Origin of the sequence: Paraburkholderia sp. NPDC080076 (assembly GCF_050281145.1) — a bacterium.
GTDB lineage: Bacteria > Pseudomonadota > Gammaproteobacteria > Burkholderiales > Burkholderiaceae > Paraburkholderia.
Map to the genome: position 1 here is coordinate 197,484 of NZ_JBNNWQ010000001.1, position 14,552 is coordinate 212,035.

At 61.1% G+C, this 14,552-nt stretch carries 18 protein-coding genes; 11 read left to right on the forward strand and 7 right to left on the reverse strand.

Annotated elements, in window-relative coordinates; all coding sequences use genetic code 11:
• The first annotated feature begins 3 nt into the window (after positions 1-3).
• On the forward strand, positions 4-1,050 hold the full coding sequence (locus ACQKRQ_RS00870) for a branched-chain amino acid ABC transporter permease (RefSeq protein ID WP_427476031.1): 1,047 nt from the start codon (positions 4-6) through the stop codon (positions 1,048-1,050).
• Between the two features lie 21 nt (positions 1,051-1,071).
• Here the strand turns inward: ACQKRQ_RS00870 and ACQKRQ_RS00875 are convergent, their stop codons facing one another.
• Positions 1,072-1,269: a hypothetical protein gene (locus ACQKRQ_RS00875; protein ID WP_427474694.1), complete on the reverse strand. Its 198-nt coding sequence runs from the start codon at positions 1,267-1,269 to the stop codon at positions 1,072-1,074.
• On the opposite strand from ACQKRQ_RS00875, the gene ACQKRQ_RS00880 reads away from it, so the two are divergent.
• Entirely contained in the window at positions 1,268-1,528 is a 261-nt protein-coding gene (locus ACQKRQ_RS00880; protein WP_427474695.1) for a hypothetical protein, read from the forward strand. The genes ACQKRQ_RS00875 and ACQKRQ_RS00880 overlap by 2 nt on opposite strands.
• A gap of 245 nt (positions 1,529-1,773) precedes the next feature.
• Here the strand turns inward: ACQKRQ_RS00880 and ACQKRQ_RS00885 are convergent, their stop codons facing one another.
• From ACQKRQ_RS00885 to ACQKRQ_RS00895, 3 genes are all read right to left on the reverse strand, one after another.
• A complete protein-coding gene (locus ACQKRQ_RS00885; RefSeq protein ID WP_427474696.1) occupies positions 1,774-1,959 on the reverse strand; it encodes a DUF3563 family protein in 186 nt (61 codons plus the stop codon).
• 210 nt (positions 1,960-2,169) lie between these two features.
• The gene (locus ACQKRQ_RS00890) at positions 2,170-3,507 is read right to left on the reverse strand and encodes a sensor histidine kinase (protein ID WP_427474697.1); all 1,338 of its coding nucleotides are present in this window, start codon (positions 3,505-3,507) and stop codon (positions 2,170-2,172) included.
• Positions 3,508-3,615: 108 nt separating this feature from the next.
• Positions 3,616-4,338: a TetR/AcrR family transcriptional regulator gene (locus tag ACQKRQ_RS00895; RefSeq protein WP_132378612.1), complete on the reverse strand. Its 723-nt coding sequence runs from the start codon at positions 4,336-4,338 to the stop codon at positions 3,616-3,618.
• On the opposite strand from ACQKRQ_RS00895, the gene ACQKRQ_RS00900 reads away from it, so the two are divergent.
• Positions 4,320-4,649, forward strand: coding sequence for a hypothetical protein (locus ACQKRQ_RS00900; RefSeq protein WP_427474698.1), 330 nt, complete (start codon positions 4,320-4,322; stop codon positions 4,647-4,649). The genes ACQKRQ_RS00895 and ACQKRQ_RS00900 overlap by 19 nt on opposite strands.
• A 52-nt stretch (positions 4,650-4,701) precedes the next feature.
• Here ACQKRQ_RS00900 and ACQKRQ_RS00905 read toward each other — a convergent pair whose 3' ends face one another.
• Entirely contained in the window at positions 4,702-4,866 is a 165-nt protein-coding gene (locus tag ACQKRQ_RS00905; protein ID WP_427474699.1) for a hypothetical protein, read from the reverse strand.
• Positions 4,867-5,101: 235 nt separating this feature from the next.
• Between ACQKRQ_RS00905 and ACQKRQ_RS00910 the strand changes: the two genes are divergently transcribed.
• Positions 5,102-5,308: a hypothetical protein gene (locus ACQKRQ_RS00910; protein ID WP_106278507.1), complete on the forward strand. Its 207-nt coding sequence runs from the start codon at positions 5,102-5,104 to the stop codon at positions 5,306-5,308.
• 187 nt (positions 5,309-5,495) lie between these two features.
• Here ACQKRQ_RS00910 and ACQKRQ_RS00915 read toward each other — a convergent pair whose 3' ends face one another.
• On the reverse strand, positions 5,496-5,633 hold the full coding sequence (locus ACQKRQ_RS00915) for a hypothetical protein (protein ID WP_165923937.1): 138 nt from the start codon (positions 5,631-5,633) through the stop codon (positions 5,496-5,498).
• Between ACQKRQ_RS00915 and ACQKRQ_RS00920 the strand changes: the two genes are divergently transcribed.
• The 4 genes from ACQKRQ_RS00920 to ACQKRQ_RS00935 all read left to right on the forward strand — a co-directional run bounded on the left by ACQKRQ_RS00920 (position 5,632) and on the right by ACQKRQ_RS00935 (position 10,620).
• Entirely contained in the window at positions 5,632-7,143 is a 1,512-nt protein-coding gene (locus ACQKRQ_RS00920; protein ID WP_427474700.1) for a sugar ABC transporter ATP-binding protein, read from the forward strand. The genes ACQKRQ_RS00915 and ACQKRQ_RS00920 overlap by 2 nt on opposite strands.
• 17 nt (positions 7,144-7,160) lie before the next feature.
• Positions 7,161-8,186 carry an ABC transporter permease gene (locus ACQKRQ_RS00925; RefSeq protein WP_132378608.1) on the forward strand — a complete coding sequence of 342 codons (1,026 nt, stop codon included), beginning with the start codon at positions 7,161-7,163 and terminating at the stop codon, positions 8,184-8,186.
• A gap of 85 nt (positions 8,187-8,271) precedes the next feature.
• A complete protein-coding gene (locus ACQKRQ_RS00930) occupies positions 8,272-9,210 on the forward strand; it encodes an ABC transporter substrate-binding protein (RefSeq protein WP_427474701.1) in 939 nt (312 codons plus the stop codon).
• A gap of 111 nt (positions 9,211-9,321) precedes the next feature.
• Positions 9,322-10,620 (forward strand): L-fuconate dehydratase, encoded by a 1,299-nt coding sequence (locus tag ACQKRQ_RS00935; protein ID WP_427474702.1) that lies wholly within the window; start codon positions 9,322-9,324, stop codon positions 10,618-10,620.
• Positions 10,621-10,692: 72 nt separating this feature from the next.
• On the opposite strand, the gene ACQKRQ_RS00940 is transcribed toward ACQKRQ_RS00935, so the two are convergent.
• Positions 10,693-11,580, reverse strand: a complete 888-nt coding sequence (locus ACQKRQ_RS00940; protein ID WP_427474703.1) for a LysR substrate-binding domain-containing protein — start codon at positions 11,578-11,580, stop codon at positions 10,693-10,695.
• A 95-nt stretch (positions 11,581-11,675) separates the two neighbouring features.
• Between ACQKRQ_RS00940 and ACQKRQ_RS00945 the strand changes: the two genes are divergently transcribed.
• Genes ACQKRQ_RS00945 through ACQKRQ_RS00955 form a run of 3 tightly spaced genes read left to right on the forward strand, consistent with a single transcriptional unit; the run spans position 11,676 to position 14,521 of the window.
• On the forward strand, positions 11,676-12,452 hold the full coding sequence (locus ACQKRQ_RS00945) for an HpcH/HpaI aldolase family protein (protein WP_427474704.1): 777 nt from the start codon (positions 11,676-11,678) through the stop codon (positions 12,450-12,452).
• Positions 12,453-12,475: 23 nt separating this feature from the next.
• Positions 12,476-13,354, forward strand: a complete 879-nt coding sequence (locus tag ACQKRQ_RS00950) for an amidohydrolase family protein (protein ID WP_427474705.1) — start codon at positions 12,476-12,478, stop codon at positions 13,352-13,354.
• A gap of 15 nt (positions 13,355-13,369) precedes the next feature.
• Positions 13,370-14,521 carry a DUF5624 domain-containing protein gene (locus ACQKRQ_RS00955; protein ID WP_427474706.1) on the forward strand — a complete coding sequence of 384 codons (1,152 nt, stop codon included), beginning with the start codon at positions 13,370-13,372 and terminating at the stop codon, positions 14,519-14,521.
• The last annotated feature ends 31 nt before the right edge of the window (positions 14,522-14,552 follow it).

The following is a 14,552-nucleotide window of genomic DNA, read 5'->3' on the forward strand; positions in this document are numbered from 1 at the left end:
ATCATGCGAAACTGGATTGTAGGGGCTCTCGTATTGGGCTGTTTGGCCGTCGCTCCGTGGCTGGGTGCGTACCCGGTGTTCTTGATGAAGCTGATGTGTTTCGCCCTGTTCGCGTGCTCGCTGGATTTGCTGCTCGGTTACGTCGGCTTGCTGTCGTTCGGGCACGCGGCGTTCTTCGGCGGGGCCGCCTTCATCGCGGGTAGCGCCATGCGGGATCACGGCTGCGCGCCGGAGATGGCACTGCTTTTCGGTACCGGCGTGGGCGCGGCGCTCGGACTGATATTCGGGCTCTTCGCCATTCGGCGCAAGGGAATCTATTTCGCAATGGTGACGCTGGCCTTTGCCCAGATGCTGTTCTTTTTCTGCGTCCAGGCGCCGTTTACGGGCGGTGAAGATGGCTTGCAAGGTGTACCGCGCGGGCGTCTGTTCGGCGTGCTTCCGCTCGAGAACGATCTAACACTGTATTTCGTGATCCTGTCGATTACGACGGTCGTCTTTCTCTTTCTTGGCCGCGTCATTCATTCTCCGTTTGGCAGAATCCTCACGGCGTTGAGAGAGAACGAAGCACGGACGATTTCCCTTGGTTACGATGTGGACCGCTTCAAGCTTCTCGCGTTCGTACTATCAGCGGCAATCGCGGGGCTTGCCGGTGCGATGAAGACGCTGGTGCTGGGTTTTGCGACTCTCTCGGATGTGCATTGGACGCTATCCGGTACGGTCATTCTGATGACGTTGATCGGCGGGCTTGGAACGCGGCTGGGTCCGGTGGTAGGGGCGGTAATCGTCGTCGTGCTGGAATCCAGGTTGGCTGCGTTCGGTGGTTGGCTGGCCGACGTGACGCAGATCGCGTGGTTTCAGGGGTTGGGCGAGTCGGTCAGTTTGCTGACCGGCGTGATGTTCGTAGCCTGCGTCTTGCTGTTCAGACGCGGCATCGTCGGGGAATGCGCGCAATGGATGGAGCGGCGCGGGCGCATGCGAGCCCGCGGTCTCGAACGTCCGGCTCAGCACGAAGCGGTGCGGGCCGGGCTGGCCGAAGGGCAGGGCGGGTAAGCCGGGCTCCCTCATTCAGCGCTAATTCTGGGCGCGCAATATGTTCTCGTGGTTGGCAATCGTCGTGGAAAAGATCGATGCCGCGGTGACTTCGCCGCATCGAACTGCCGCCGTTAATTTGCGGACGGCGCCGGGATCGACCTGGCAAGCGACGTCGCAATAGCCCAGGCCGTATCCCATACCCGGAATGAAGCTGCAACTTTGAAGGAGCACTACCATGAACAAGTTTTTCCGCACCACACTGCTCGCCGCCATGATCGCTTTGCCGACTGCGGCGTTCGCACAATCTGTCAACCAGGTCGATGAAATGCAGGTCGAGATGGTGGCCTACGAAGTTGTCGGTGTCGATTCACCGCCGATGTCGACGCATACCACTCCGGCTATCGGTAACCACGGCACGCACGTCGGCGCAATGCCAGCCGAACTGCTGCGTCCGAACTCGAACGTGGGCTTGAATTCGATTTACCTCCGTCACTAAACAATGACGCAGACATTAAAACGCAACCGGCGATTACGCTCGACACATGTCGGGCAGTAATCGCCGGTTCAACGCTTGCGAGTCGTCAACTAGACTCGGTGTCTAACCGGGCCTATGGCGATATCGAATGCCGACCGTACTGGGCTTCCTGGTTTCCGGCAATGTGCGCGGGCACGGACCGACTTTCGCAGTCCACCCGCGTTTCACGCTCAGCTATTGCACTTCGGTGCCTCCGTCGAGGCGGGTCAATCGGCCCGTACTCGGAACGCGTCGCGCGAATAAAACGCGAACGGTTGATGGTTCATCTCGAGCATTCGCATGCGGTTTTCGAGGTCGGCGAAATCGACCGGTTCGGCCAGAAACGCGTCGCGTTGGTAGTCTCGTGAGTCGAAGAAGAGTGACCCTAAGCTCTTGGCAAATTTTTCAAACATGACGTGCTCCGTTCGTTAGTACGACGAGCGTGATGAATGAATGGCCTTGAAATGAAGTGCTGCCCGTCGATGAACATCATCGTAGGCGCGAAGAATGAGTCGCAAATGAGCGGTGAACGATGGCGATGAACGCCGGGTGATGTTATGCGCCGAGCAGGTAGAGCCGCAAGATTGCGCCACGCTGTTTCCGGCAACTGGGTACGCCGCCTATCAAGCAGCATCGGCCGGTTCAATTGGAAAACTGACCGTGGCAACGATGCCGGACTGTCCGTCGCTGCGATTGCGGAGCGTCACCGTCCCGCCATACCGCGTGACAATCGCCTTCACAATCGAGAGCCCGAGCCCACTGCCTTCAATGTCCGTATTGGCGCGAAAGAAACGATCGAACACGCGGGGCAGCAGAGTTTCGTCAATGCCGGGACCGGTGTCCGTCACTTCGACATCCACCATTCCGTTCTGCACGCGGGTCGACAAATCGATCGTGCCGCCGTCGGGCGTATAGCGAACCGCATTGCTGACGAGATTCTTGATCACGGTGCCGACGTCGAGTTCGATTGCGCGCACGTTGGCGCTGACCATTTCGTCCGCGCCGATATCGATGCCACGCTGCATGGCGATCGGCAACACGTCGGCAATGGCGTTGACGACGGCGGCCGCGACATCGACGCTGACCATCGCCCGTGTCAGAGATTGGCCGACGGGTGGCGCGTCCGCACGCGCGAGCCGCAACAACTGCGAAATCAGATTGCTGCTGCGCGTGATCCCGCCTTGAAGCGCGCGAAACCGTTCCTGATTGCTGGGCATGATGTCGCGTTGCAGATTATCAGCCTGCAATTGCAGAGCGGTGAGCGGTGTTCGCAACTCGTGCGCCGCATCGGAAATGAATTTGCGCTCACTCTCGACGGAGCGGGCAAGCCGCTCGATCATCAGATTGATCGAGCGGATGAACGGCAGCAGTTCGGTGGGCACACCCGTGAGCGGCAACGCTTGCAGATGGTTCACGTCGATAACGCGGACCTCGTTGCCGAGCCGATTCAGTTCCCGCAACGAACGACTCACGACAAAGATCACCGCGGCCCAGACGAGCGGAATCAACACGACGATCGGCCATAGGGTCTTGGTCGCGGCGGTCTCCTCGATCTCATGGCGTACTGACAGGCGCTGCGCGACCTGGACAGTCTGAGCGCCGTCACGCGCCGTATAGATCCGCCACCGTTCGCCATTGACCTCCGGCGACGTGAAACCGGTGGCCGCATCGCGCGGCAGGAGCAGCGACGGCTCGGTGGATCGCACGGGCTGCGTTTCGCCCTCTTTCCAGATGACGATGAAAATATCGCGAGCGTCTTGCGACCCGCGCGCCGGAACCGTCGGGATGCCGTCGCCGAAGCCGACTCGCAAACGCGATGCGACCTGTTCCATGCGCAGATCGAGCACCGCGCTCATGCCTGCCACACAGAACTGGTAGGAGCTCACGCCCTGCAGAATGGCGAACAGGCTCACCACGGCGCCGATTGCGATAACGAGTTGGTTGCGGAGCGATTTGAGCATGGATGTGAACGTCAGAAGGAACGAGTGGCGAGGCCGCGAGAGGAAGCACGCGTTCCCGTTATTGGCTTTAGCATGAGCGTTGCTTCATCGCGTCGTGAGCCTTCGAGTTCATTTTCGGCCTTTGCCCGCGGGCTCGGCGGGAACGATCTGGACGTGCTCGATCGCGGCTTCCACCAGATCCTCGGCGCTCCGTATGCCGTCGGCGGATGCGGCCAGCGCATTCAGGCGTCCATCGATTAGAAGCAAGGCAAGTCCGTGAACGTAGGCCCAGCCCGCAGTCATGGCGATGGCCTGAGCCGCAGTGGTTCGGCCGAATGAGGATCTATCCTCCTCCGTGCGTTCGGCGGGCGCGCTGAATACGCCGGCCAGGGCGCGCGCCGACACTTGCCGCGCCTGCGCAAGAGCAGGGCGCGCCGCGTCGAGCATTTCGTTGCGCGACATGAGGTGCAGCAAATCCGGATTGGCCACCGCGAAGCTGACATAGCCGCGGGCGATGGCTTTGCGCCGCGCCTGGCCCGCTTCGATACCGTCCGCCTGCTCCGCCATGGAAGCGGCGAGCCGCCGGTGTCCGCTGGCGGCAAGTTCGCTCAGCACCCCAGCCGTGTCGCCGAAATGATGCTGGGGCGCCGTATGCGATACGCCGGCCTCGCGCGCGATAGCGCGCAATGTCAGACCGCGAATGCCGTCGCGCCGTAGTACGACCTCCGCCGCTTCCAGCAACGCGTGGGGCAGGGCGCCGTGATGATAGGGCTTGTCGCGTGACGAGTGATCGGCTGGGGCAGTAGTTTTTGGAGACGCGGACGCTTTGCGGCGTGACGTTGCTTCTTTCATGGTTGTTGGTCGCAAGCGGTATTTTTACAGTGAAAAGATATATTGGCCGACTGAAAGGGGAAAGTCAAAATCTTCGCGCTGAAAATATCGACCCATACGTCGCGGACTACATGCCGTTCAGCCTGTGCAGCCGGTATCCGTTGATCGAATCACGGCGCTGGTCACTTCGGGCGCAAAGTCTTTACATCGGTAAGATTATCGCCTGGCGGGGCGATGCGGTCATGTCATCTTTGCACTGTAAAAATATATGGGAATGGATTGTCGTTAAAACTGGCTCGCTGATCCCGGATGCGGATGTTTGCGTTCATTGATGTCGGCGCGCAGGCGTTCGAACTGCCGCGGTCGTTGCAATTGCACCGATTTTCACAAGGCGCTGCGCTTTTCCATCCTGCCGTCATCGCGATGTTTGACGACGTGCCGGCGCGTCTCGCAGGCCACGCCGACCAGCAGCAGGAAGATCGAGCCGGTGGCTGCGGCACTCGCGCTCGCCATCGAGATATCTATGAGCCATTCAAGCACGTCGGCCATGGGTCATCCCCATCGTTACCATGACGATGAGGGTATCGGGCTTGAATTAGCGATGAATTAGCACGGCTTCAGGCTAACGTAAGCTTCGCGGCCGACGGTCGGTGCAACGCGATACCCAAGCCGAGCGCCGCTAGACGGCCTGGACCATTGCCGGCCAACCTGGTAGCATCACGCGCAGAGACGCCGTGGATAGTCGGCGGCCCTGCAACTCGCTGGACATCTAGATAGATTGGGTATGGAAAAGAAACGATCGCGGATTCGCCGGGAAGCGCTGTGCCCGCCGATTGGCGCGCTGCTGCGCTACCAGGCGCGCATCGTGCGCGTTGTCGCCGAAGCGCGCGGCCAGCGAGCGATGATCGAATCGCTCGACACCACGGGTCGCACTTTTGTCAGCACCGTGAAATGGAACAGCCTGCGCGAGCTCGGCGCTCAACTGTTCTGATAGTGAAGGCCAACGCATCGGCCTGAAATCGGCGACAAATCAAATAGTGGGAAGCAGGCAAGCGACGCATTCAGGAGTCTCGTCCTATTAGGGAATGCCTAACCTTGAGCCGGCGAGGTCCAGCGTCGTAAAATCGTGGCACATCGATTTGAGGGCCCAGCAATGCGTCTGGCTTCTCGTTGCGATTTCAACCGCGCTTTGCACCGTCCGTCTTTGCACTGCGATACCCGGCGGCGCCCGGCGCAGCGGGGTTCCACGTTTTTTCGATCCGCTCCTCGCAGTGAGGCCAGCGGCGCTCGCGGATTTGTCGTTCGATCCGCATCATGACCCCGCTCATTTCCGTCAAACGGCTCAGCAAGCGCTTTCCCGGCGTGAGGGCGCTTCACGAAGTCCAGTTCGAGCTCATGACGGGCGAAGTCCACGCGCTAATGGGCGAGAACGGCGCCGGCAAATCGACGTTGATGAAAATCCTCGCCGGCGTGTACACGCGGGATACCGGCGAAATCATCTATGACGGCCAGCCGGTCGATTTCCAGAGCCCGCGCGAGGCGCAGGCCGTGGGCGTCGGCATCATTCATCAGGAACTCCAGCTGATGAACCATCTGACCGTCGCGCAGAACATGTTCATCGGCCGCGAGCCACGCGGGCGACTCGGACTGTTCCTCGACGAAGACAAGCTCAACGCGCAGGCGCATGACATTCTCGCCCGCATGCACGTGAGTCTCGACCCGCGCGCGGTGGTCAGCACGCTGACTGTCGCAAAGCAGCAGATGGTCGAGATCGCCAAGGCTTTGTCCTACGACTCGCGCGTCCTGATCATGGACGAACCGACCTCGGCGCTCAACGACGCCGAAATCGCCGAGCTGTTCCGCATCATCCGCGAGCTGAAGAGCCGGGGCGTGGGGATCGTCTATATCTCGCACAAGATGGATGAGTTGAAGCAGATTGCCGATCGCGTCACCGTGTTGCGAGACGGTGAATATGTGGCAACGGTCGAGGCGAAAGACACCAGCGTGCAGGCGATCATCGGCATGATGGTCGGGCGCACCTTGACCGACGCCGCGCCTTCCCAACACATCGCCAACCAGGGCGAGGTCGCACTCGAAGTCACCAATCTGAACGCCGGCCCGCTGGTCAGAGACGTGAGCTTTGCGCTGCGCAAGGGCGAGATATTGGGTTTTGCGGGCTTGATGGGCGCCGGTCGCACCGAAGTCGCCCGCGCCGTGTTCGGCGCCGATCCGATCGAATCGGGCGAGATCGTCGTGAAAGGCGTGAAAGCGACGATCAGGAATCCGAGCGATGCGGTGGCGCGCGGTATCGGCTATCTGTCTGAAGACCGCAAGCGCTTCGGCCTCGCGACCGGAATGAGCGTCGAATCGAACATCGTGATGTCCAACTTGCGCAAATTCCTGTCGCTGAATTTTTTCCTGCGCCGTACGCAGATACGCCGGACCGCCGCGCATTTCATCAATCTGCTCGCCATTCGCACGCCTTCCGCGACGCAGGAGGTGCGGCTGCTCTCGGGCGGCAATCAGCAGAAAATCGTCATTGCGAAATGGCTCGAGCGCGACTGCGACGTGCTCTTCTTCGACGAGCCGACGCGCGGCATCGACGTCGGCGCTAAAAGTGAAATCTACAAGCTTCTACGCTCGCTCGCGGATCAGGGCAAGGCAATCGTAATGATCTCGTCGGAACTGCCGGAAATCCTGCGCATGAGCGACCGCATCGTCGTAATGTGCGAGGGCCGCATCACCGGCGAACTTCCGGCGACGGGAGCGACCCAGGAGCGCATCATGCAACTGGCCACGCAGCGCGAACCCCTAAACGCGGCGTGAGCCTCGAGAGGTCTCTTATGACACTGCAATCGGACACTTCGGCGCTGGGCAATAAAAAGAGGTCTTCGAGCCTTAGAGCCCGCGTCTTCACGCCGACCGCTTTGCAAAAGCTGCTCGCCTTCGGGAGCCTGATCCTGCTGTTGGTGTTTTTCAGCTTCGCGTCTCCCGCTTTCATGCAGATGGACAACATGCTCGGGATTCTGCAGGCGACGGCGGTCAACGGCGTGCTGGCGATCGCCTGCACGTTCGTCATCATTACCGGAGGCATCGATTTGTCGGTCGGCACGTTGATGACTTTTACCGCGGTGATTTGCGGCGTGTTTCTGACCTACTGGCATTTGCCGATGTGGACCGGCGTCCTTGCCGCGATTGGCACGGGCGCGATCTGCGGGACCGTTTCGGGCACCCTCACGGCGAAAATGAAAATACCGCCGTTCATTGCCACGCTCGGCATGATGATGCTGCTGAAAGGGCTTTCGCTGGTCGTCTCGGCCGACAAGCCGATCTATTTCACCGACACCGAAAACTTCTACATGATCTCGCAGGATTCGCTGATCGGTGACCTGTTGCCGAGCCTGCCGGTTCCGAACGCGGTCCTGATTCTGTTTTTCCTCGCGGTGGTGAGTTCGATCACGCTCAATCGCACGGCGCTTGGGCGCTACACGTTTGCGCTCGGCAGCAACGAAGAGGCGGTGCGCCTGTCCGGTGTGAATGTCGATCGGTGGAAGATCGCCATTTACGGTCTGAGCGGAGCGATTTGCGGGGTCGCCGGTCTGCTCATCGCCTCGCGCCTGAATTCGGCCCAGCCGGCGCTAGGTCAAGGCTACGAACTCGAAGCGATCGCGGCCGTGGTCATCGGCGGGACTTCTCTTAGCGGCGGCGCGGGCACGATTCTCGGCACGATCATCGGAGCGTTCATCATGAGCGTGCTGACCAACGGTCTGCGCATCATGTCCGTCGCGCAGGAATGGCAGATCGTGGTGACCGGTCTCATCATCATTCTTGCGGTCTACGGCGATATTTTGCGGCGCAAGAAAAGCTGATGCGACGCGGGGCAGGATAAGGAATGGAGCGCCATAAGCTCCCCAACGGCTGAAGTTGATAGCCCATCTTAGGAGGAGAAACACCATGTTGAAAAGAAAACTAATCGGTGTCGTGGTCGGCGTTGGCGCTCTTATTGGCGGGACGAGCGTGACATATGCGGACACCTACATCCCGCTCATTTCGAAGGGCTTCCAGCATCAGTTCTGGCAGGCCGTCAAAGCCGGCGCGGAACAGTCGGCCAAGGAGCACAACGTCAGGATCACCTTCGAGGGGCCGGAAACGGAGGCCATGGTCGACAAGCAGATCGACATGCTCTCGGCCGCGCTCGCCAAGAAGCCGCAGGCGCTCGGCATCGCCGCACTCGATAGCAAGGCGGCCATTCCGCTGTTAAAGCGCGCGCAGGCCGGCAAGATACCCGTGATCGCTTTCGACTCCGGCGTGGACAGCGATATTCCGCTGACGACGTGTGCAACGGATAACCTCGCCGCGGCTGCCCTCGCCGCCGACAAGATGGCCGAGGCAATCGGCAATGCCGGCGAAGTCGGCGTGATCGTGCACGATCAGACGAGCCGCACCGGCATCGATCGCCGCGATGGCTTCCTGAATGAAATGAAATCGAAGCACCCGAACATCAAGATCGTCTCAGTCCAATATGGCGGCGGCGACCATTTGAAGTCGGCGGAAATTGCCAAGACGATGATCCAGGCTAACCCCAATCTCAAGGGCATTTTCGGGGCGAATGAAGGCTCGGCTGAGGGCGCCGCGATCGGCGTCAAGGAATCGGGCAAGAAGCTCGTGCTGATTGGCTACGACTCGGGCAAGGAGCAGAAGGACGACATCAATTCGGGTTTGATGGCCGGCGCCATTACGCAGAACCCGGTCGGCATCGGCAAGTGCGTGGTCGACTCCGCGGTGAAGGCGCTCAAGGGCGAGAAGCTGCCCAAGAAAGTCGACACGGGCTTCTACTGGTACGACAAGACCAATATGACCGATCCGAAGATCGCAGCCGTGCTCTACGATTGATCGTCGCCGCCTGAACGCGGTGTGAGGGGATGGGTCGCGGCGTCGTTCGATGCCACGGCCCTGTTGGCTTTTGGACCGAAGTCGATGGCTGCCGCAGAGGAGAGTGTTCAGATGCCCACGATCACCAAGCTGTCCGTCCGTGACATTCGGTTTCCCACCTCGCGCTCATTGGACGGCTCCGATGCAATGAACGCCGCGCCGGATTATTCCGCCGCCTATGTCACGCTCGAAACCGATTCGCCCGACGCGCTCACTGGCCACGGCCTTACCTTCACGATCGGACGCGGCAACGAGATTTGCGTGACCGCGGTACAGGCGCTTGCTCCGCTGATCGTCGGCAAACGGCTCGAGGATATTGCCGCGAACATGGGCGCTTTCTGGCGCGCGCTGACGTCGGACAGCCAGTTGCGCTGGATCGGCCCGGACAAGGGCGCGATTCATCTGGCGACGGCGGCTGTCGTCAACGCGGCCTGGGATCTGTGGGCCAAAGCGGAAGGCAAGCCCGTGTGGAAGCTGCTCGTCGACATGAGCCCCGAAGAACTCGTGCGTTGCCTCGATTTCCGCTACGTGACGGATGCGATCACGCCGGAGGAGGCCATCGCCATGCTGCATCGTCACGCGAAAACGCGCGGCGAGCGCGAAAAGGAGATGCTTGCACAAGGCTATCCGGCCTACACGACATCGGCCGGCTGGCTCGGCTACGACGACGACAAGATCCGCCGGCTCGCGCGTGAAGGCGTCGCGCAGGGTTGGACGCACTTCAAGCAGAAGGTGGGCGGCAATCTCGAAGAGGATATGCGCCGTGCTCGCATCCTGCGCGAAGAAATCGGCGAGGATCTGAAGCTGATGATGGACGCAAACCAGGTGTGGGATGTCGACGAAGCGGTCGCGAACATGCGGCGCATGGCGCAATTCGATCCGTGGTGGATCGAGGAGCCCACGAGTCCCGACGACATTCTCGGTCACGCGGCCATCCGCGAGCGAATTCGGCCGATCGGCGTCGCGACGGGCGAGCACTGTCATAACCGGGTGATGTTCAAGCAGTTGCTGCAGGCGCGGGCCATCGACTTCTGTCAGGTCGATAGCTGCCGCCTGGGCGGGCTGAACGAAGTGATCGTCGTCCTGCTGATGGCGGCGAAATTCGGCGTGCCGGTGTGCCCGCATGCGGGCGGTGTCGGATTGTGCGAGTACGTCCAGCACATTTCGCTGTTCGACTATATCTGCGTGTCGGCGTCACTGGAAAACCGGGTGCTCGAATACGTGGATCATTTGCATGAGCATTTCGTCGATCCGGTTGTGATCCGCAATGGCCGTTATATGCCGCCGCAGCGTCCGGGTTACAGCATCGAGATGCATGCGGCGTCGCTTGATGAGTATGACTTTCCTGAGGGGGCAGCGTGGAAGGGGTGAAGTGTGGCCCGACTTGAGTCTGCGAAAGCGTTGCGCTGAATTGTGCAGCGCTGATTCTCTTGGTTCGACGTCTTACCGCAACCCCAGCGCAAGCTCCGCAAATTGCATGGCTCGCGCATTCGCATCGCCGTAACGGTGCGCGATATATAACGTGGTCGTGGTGTCGGTCTCATCGAGCGTTCTGAACACGACGCCGGGCACCGCGATGGTTTGCAACGTAGCCGGCACCAACGCAATGCCAAGTCCTGTCGCCGTCAGGCCGATCAACGTCGAAGCCTGCTGCGCTTCTTGCACCACCTGCGGTTCGAAGCCGCGTTTCGCGCACAGCGCAAGTATCTGCTGCGACACGGCCACACCCGCGGCGCGCGGATACGCAATAAACGGCTCGCCGCGCAAATCCTTGATCTTGATCGACGCGGCCTTCGCCAGACGGTGCCCGGCATGCATCGCAACAAGCAACGGCTCTTCCATCAACGGCGTGAAGACGAGTTCGGTCCGCGGCGTGTTGTCCGGCAAACGCAGCAAACCGACATCCAGCTCACGCTGTTCGATCGCCTCGATCTGCAACGACGACGACAGTTCGAGCAACGAGATATTCACCTTCGGCCGCTGCGTGCGGTAAGCGTGAATCAGACGCGGGAAAAGCGGCGACAACGAAGACGCGTTCGTGAACCCCACCCGCAAGCGCCCCACCTCGCCACTGACCGTCTCCCACACACTCTCTTTCGCATGCTCGATCCGCGCGAGGATGGCCCGCGCGTCGTCGACGAGCGCCAGTCCCGCCTCGGTCAGCGCGACCGTGCGGCGGGTGCGATGAAAGAGCCGTGCTCCCAGTTCCGCCTCCAGCGACTGAATCGCCAGACTCAGCGGGGCCTGCGTAATGCCCAGCCGCTCGGCGCTACGGCGAAAATGCAGTTCCTCGGCGAGGACCACGAAAAATTCCAGATGACGGATATTCATTGATTTGCTCTGTAAATCAATAACCTTGGTTTAGAGAATAAATCAAAACTGTTTCCGGGGCGATACTGTCTTCCACCAACAACACAGGAGACAGCATGAACGGTGCGGAACTCGTCGACCGCCTGCGAGCGCGACAGAAAATTATTGCGCTGGGCATTCGCGCCTCGCGCACCACGGACGCCGTCCGCTGGGCCAAAGCCACCGGCTACGACACGATCTGGGTGGACATGGAACACAGCTCGCTGCCGGTCGACACCGTCTCGCAGCTGTGTTCGTGCGCGGTCGATCTCGGTTTGATGCCGTGGGTGCGGGTGCCGGAGCGCGACTACGGCACGATCAACCGCGTGCTGGACGGCGGAGCGCTCGGCATCATCGTGCCGCGCGTCGAAACGGCGGCGCAGGCGCGCGACGCCGTGGTCGCGACGCGCTTTCCGCCGCTCGGCCAGCGCTCGCAACTGGCGACGCTCCCCTATGTCGGCTTCGAGAAACTGCCCGCTCGTGAACTCAACCAGCGTCTGAACGATGCCACCGTGCTCAAGGTGCTGATCGAGAGCCGCGCCGGCGTGGAAGCGGCCGACGCGATCGCGGCGATCGAAGGCGTCGACGTGCTCGCGCTCGGTTGCAACGATTTGTCCGCCGATATGGGCTACACCGGCGAATCGGCGCATCCCGAGGTGGTGGCCGCGTGCCGCAAGGTGATCGCGGCGGCGCAGCGGCACGGCAAGGTGGTGATCGTCGGCGGCATGCCGGAATGCGCGGCGCTCGACGAATTGCGCCGCGACGGCGCGGCGCCGTTCATCTTTGCCGGCATCGACAGCGATGTCTATCTCGCGGCGCTGCGTGAGCGCGCCGAGCAGGCACGCCAACTTTAATTCGACACTCTTACTACTAGATCATGGCAGAGACCCCGCTGATTTCCACGCCGATGCGCGACTACGACACGCTCTCGCGTCCGTCGTTCACCATGCCCGCGCTCGCCTGCGACGCGCACATGCACGTGTTCGGCCCCGAAGACAAATATCCGAAGGTCGAGCATCCGCATTACACGCTGCCGGACGGCAAGCTCTCGCACTATCTGCAGATGATGAGCGTGCTGCAACTGAAGCGCTTCGTGATCGTGCAGCCGAGTTTTTATGGCACCGATAATCGCTGCATGATCGATGCGTTACATGTGGCGGGTTCGATAGCGCGCGGCGTCGTAATGATCGAGGAGAACACCGGCGCGGCGACGCTCGACAGTTTCCATCATTCCGGTGTACGCGCAATCAGGCTCGATCTGTTCGCACGCGCCGGATTGCCGACCGCGGAGATCCAGCAATACATCACGCGCATGGCGCGGTTGTGCGCGAGCCTCGGCTGGCATGTGCAGTTCTATGCGCCGGGTTGGGTCGTGCGCAATCTGATCCCGTTTCTCGCCGACGTGCAGAGCGATTTCGTCATCGACCACATGGGCTACATGCTGGAAGAGGACGGTCTTACTCAAAGCGATTTCGACCGCCTGTTGAGTTTGCTGAAAGACGGCAACTGCTGGCTTAAACTCAGCGCACCGTATCGCATTGCCAAACATCGCGGCTACGAAGCGGTCGCGCCGATGGCCGAGGCGATCATCGAAGCCGCGCCGCACAAAGTGATCTGGGGCTCGGACTGGCCGCACATTCCCGACTCGACGCGCGACACCGGCGAGTTGCTGAATCTGCTCGGCGCGTGGACCGACGATGCCGCGGTTCGCAAGATGATTCTGTCGGATAATCCGGCGCGTCTGTTCGATTACTAGAGAGCACGCAAGCTTATGTCCTATCAACCAGACGCGGCTTTTGCAGGTCTATTCCGCGCCTTCACGTCCGACCCGCAGAGCATCGGCGCGCATCTGACGCAGCAGATGGCGCAGCAAGCCGACGACACGCCCATGCTCGTCTCGACCGGCAGCGACATCGTGCTATTCCCCGGTGCGGGACGTGCGCCGTCGATCGAAAGTTTTCGCAAATCGACGCGCGGCTTCATCGAGTTGACCGCGGTGTCGCATTTGCCTCTGGCGTTGGCCTATCTGGCGCGAATGCGCGAAGTGGCGCCGCACGACGACACGTGGAAAAGCGACGCAGCGCGCTTGCGCCGACACGCACAGGCCGTGCGCGAGGCCAACTCGGTTGCCTTGTGGCGCGAGCATGTTGCCGTGGAGAGCTTCAGCGGTCATGAGCGCAAGATCGCCAACCTCGTCGAATACACCTGCGGCGCGACGATCGACTGGCTTACGCGAGCCGAGCAGGATCCGGAGGTGCTGAGTTTCGAGCGTTTGAATGCGGCGTACTTCGCCGTGCCCTCAAGCGGCGCGTTACCCGTACCGATGAACGATGTGATGTTCGCCACTTTCGGGCTCGCGTTCCTCGATATCGCCTATCGGATCGGCAACTGGTTGCGTGCGCAGTCGCTCGACTGGCAACGCGCGATGGTGCTGGTGAGCGGTCAATCCGGCCGGCCGACGGCGGGCACGACGTGGGCGTCGAACAATATGTGCTACTTCGTGTGGCGCGCGTCGGAGCGTGTGCTGCCACCGGATCGCATTCTCGTTGCACCGCACGCGCCGTCGTTCTCGGTGGCCGAGCTTGGCGACGGGGCCGGCCTTGCCGAACTCGAACGCATGTATCGCAGCCTGTGGCTCAACACGCGCTCGAGCATCGACGTAGCGCGCTTGCTGTTTCCCGACCAGCGCGCCTATCGCGTCGAGCCGGCGCCCGCCGACGGCATGCCGCCGATCACTTCCATCGACGATCGCGACGCCACCGCTGCCCGGCTGCGCCGCATCATGGAAGATCCCGCGCAGCTGCTGTCGAATTGCGTTGCCGACTACATCGTCGATCAGCTTCATGACAACGGCAATCAGCCGCAAAACGTGGCGATTCCGGGGTTCACCAATGTGTCGTATCCGGACGTCGTGAAGCCATAACGGCATGCCTGCCAACTGTTAAAAAACGACC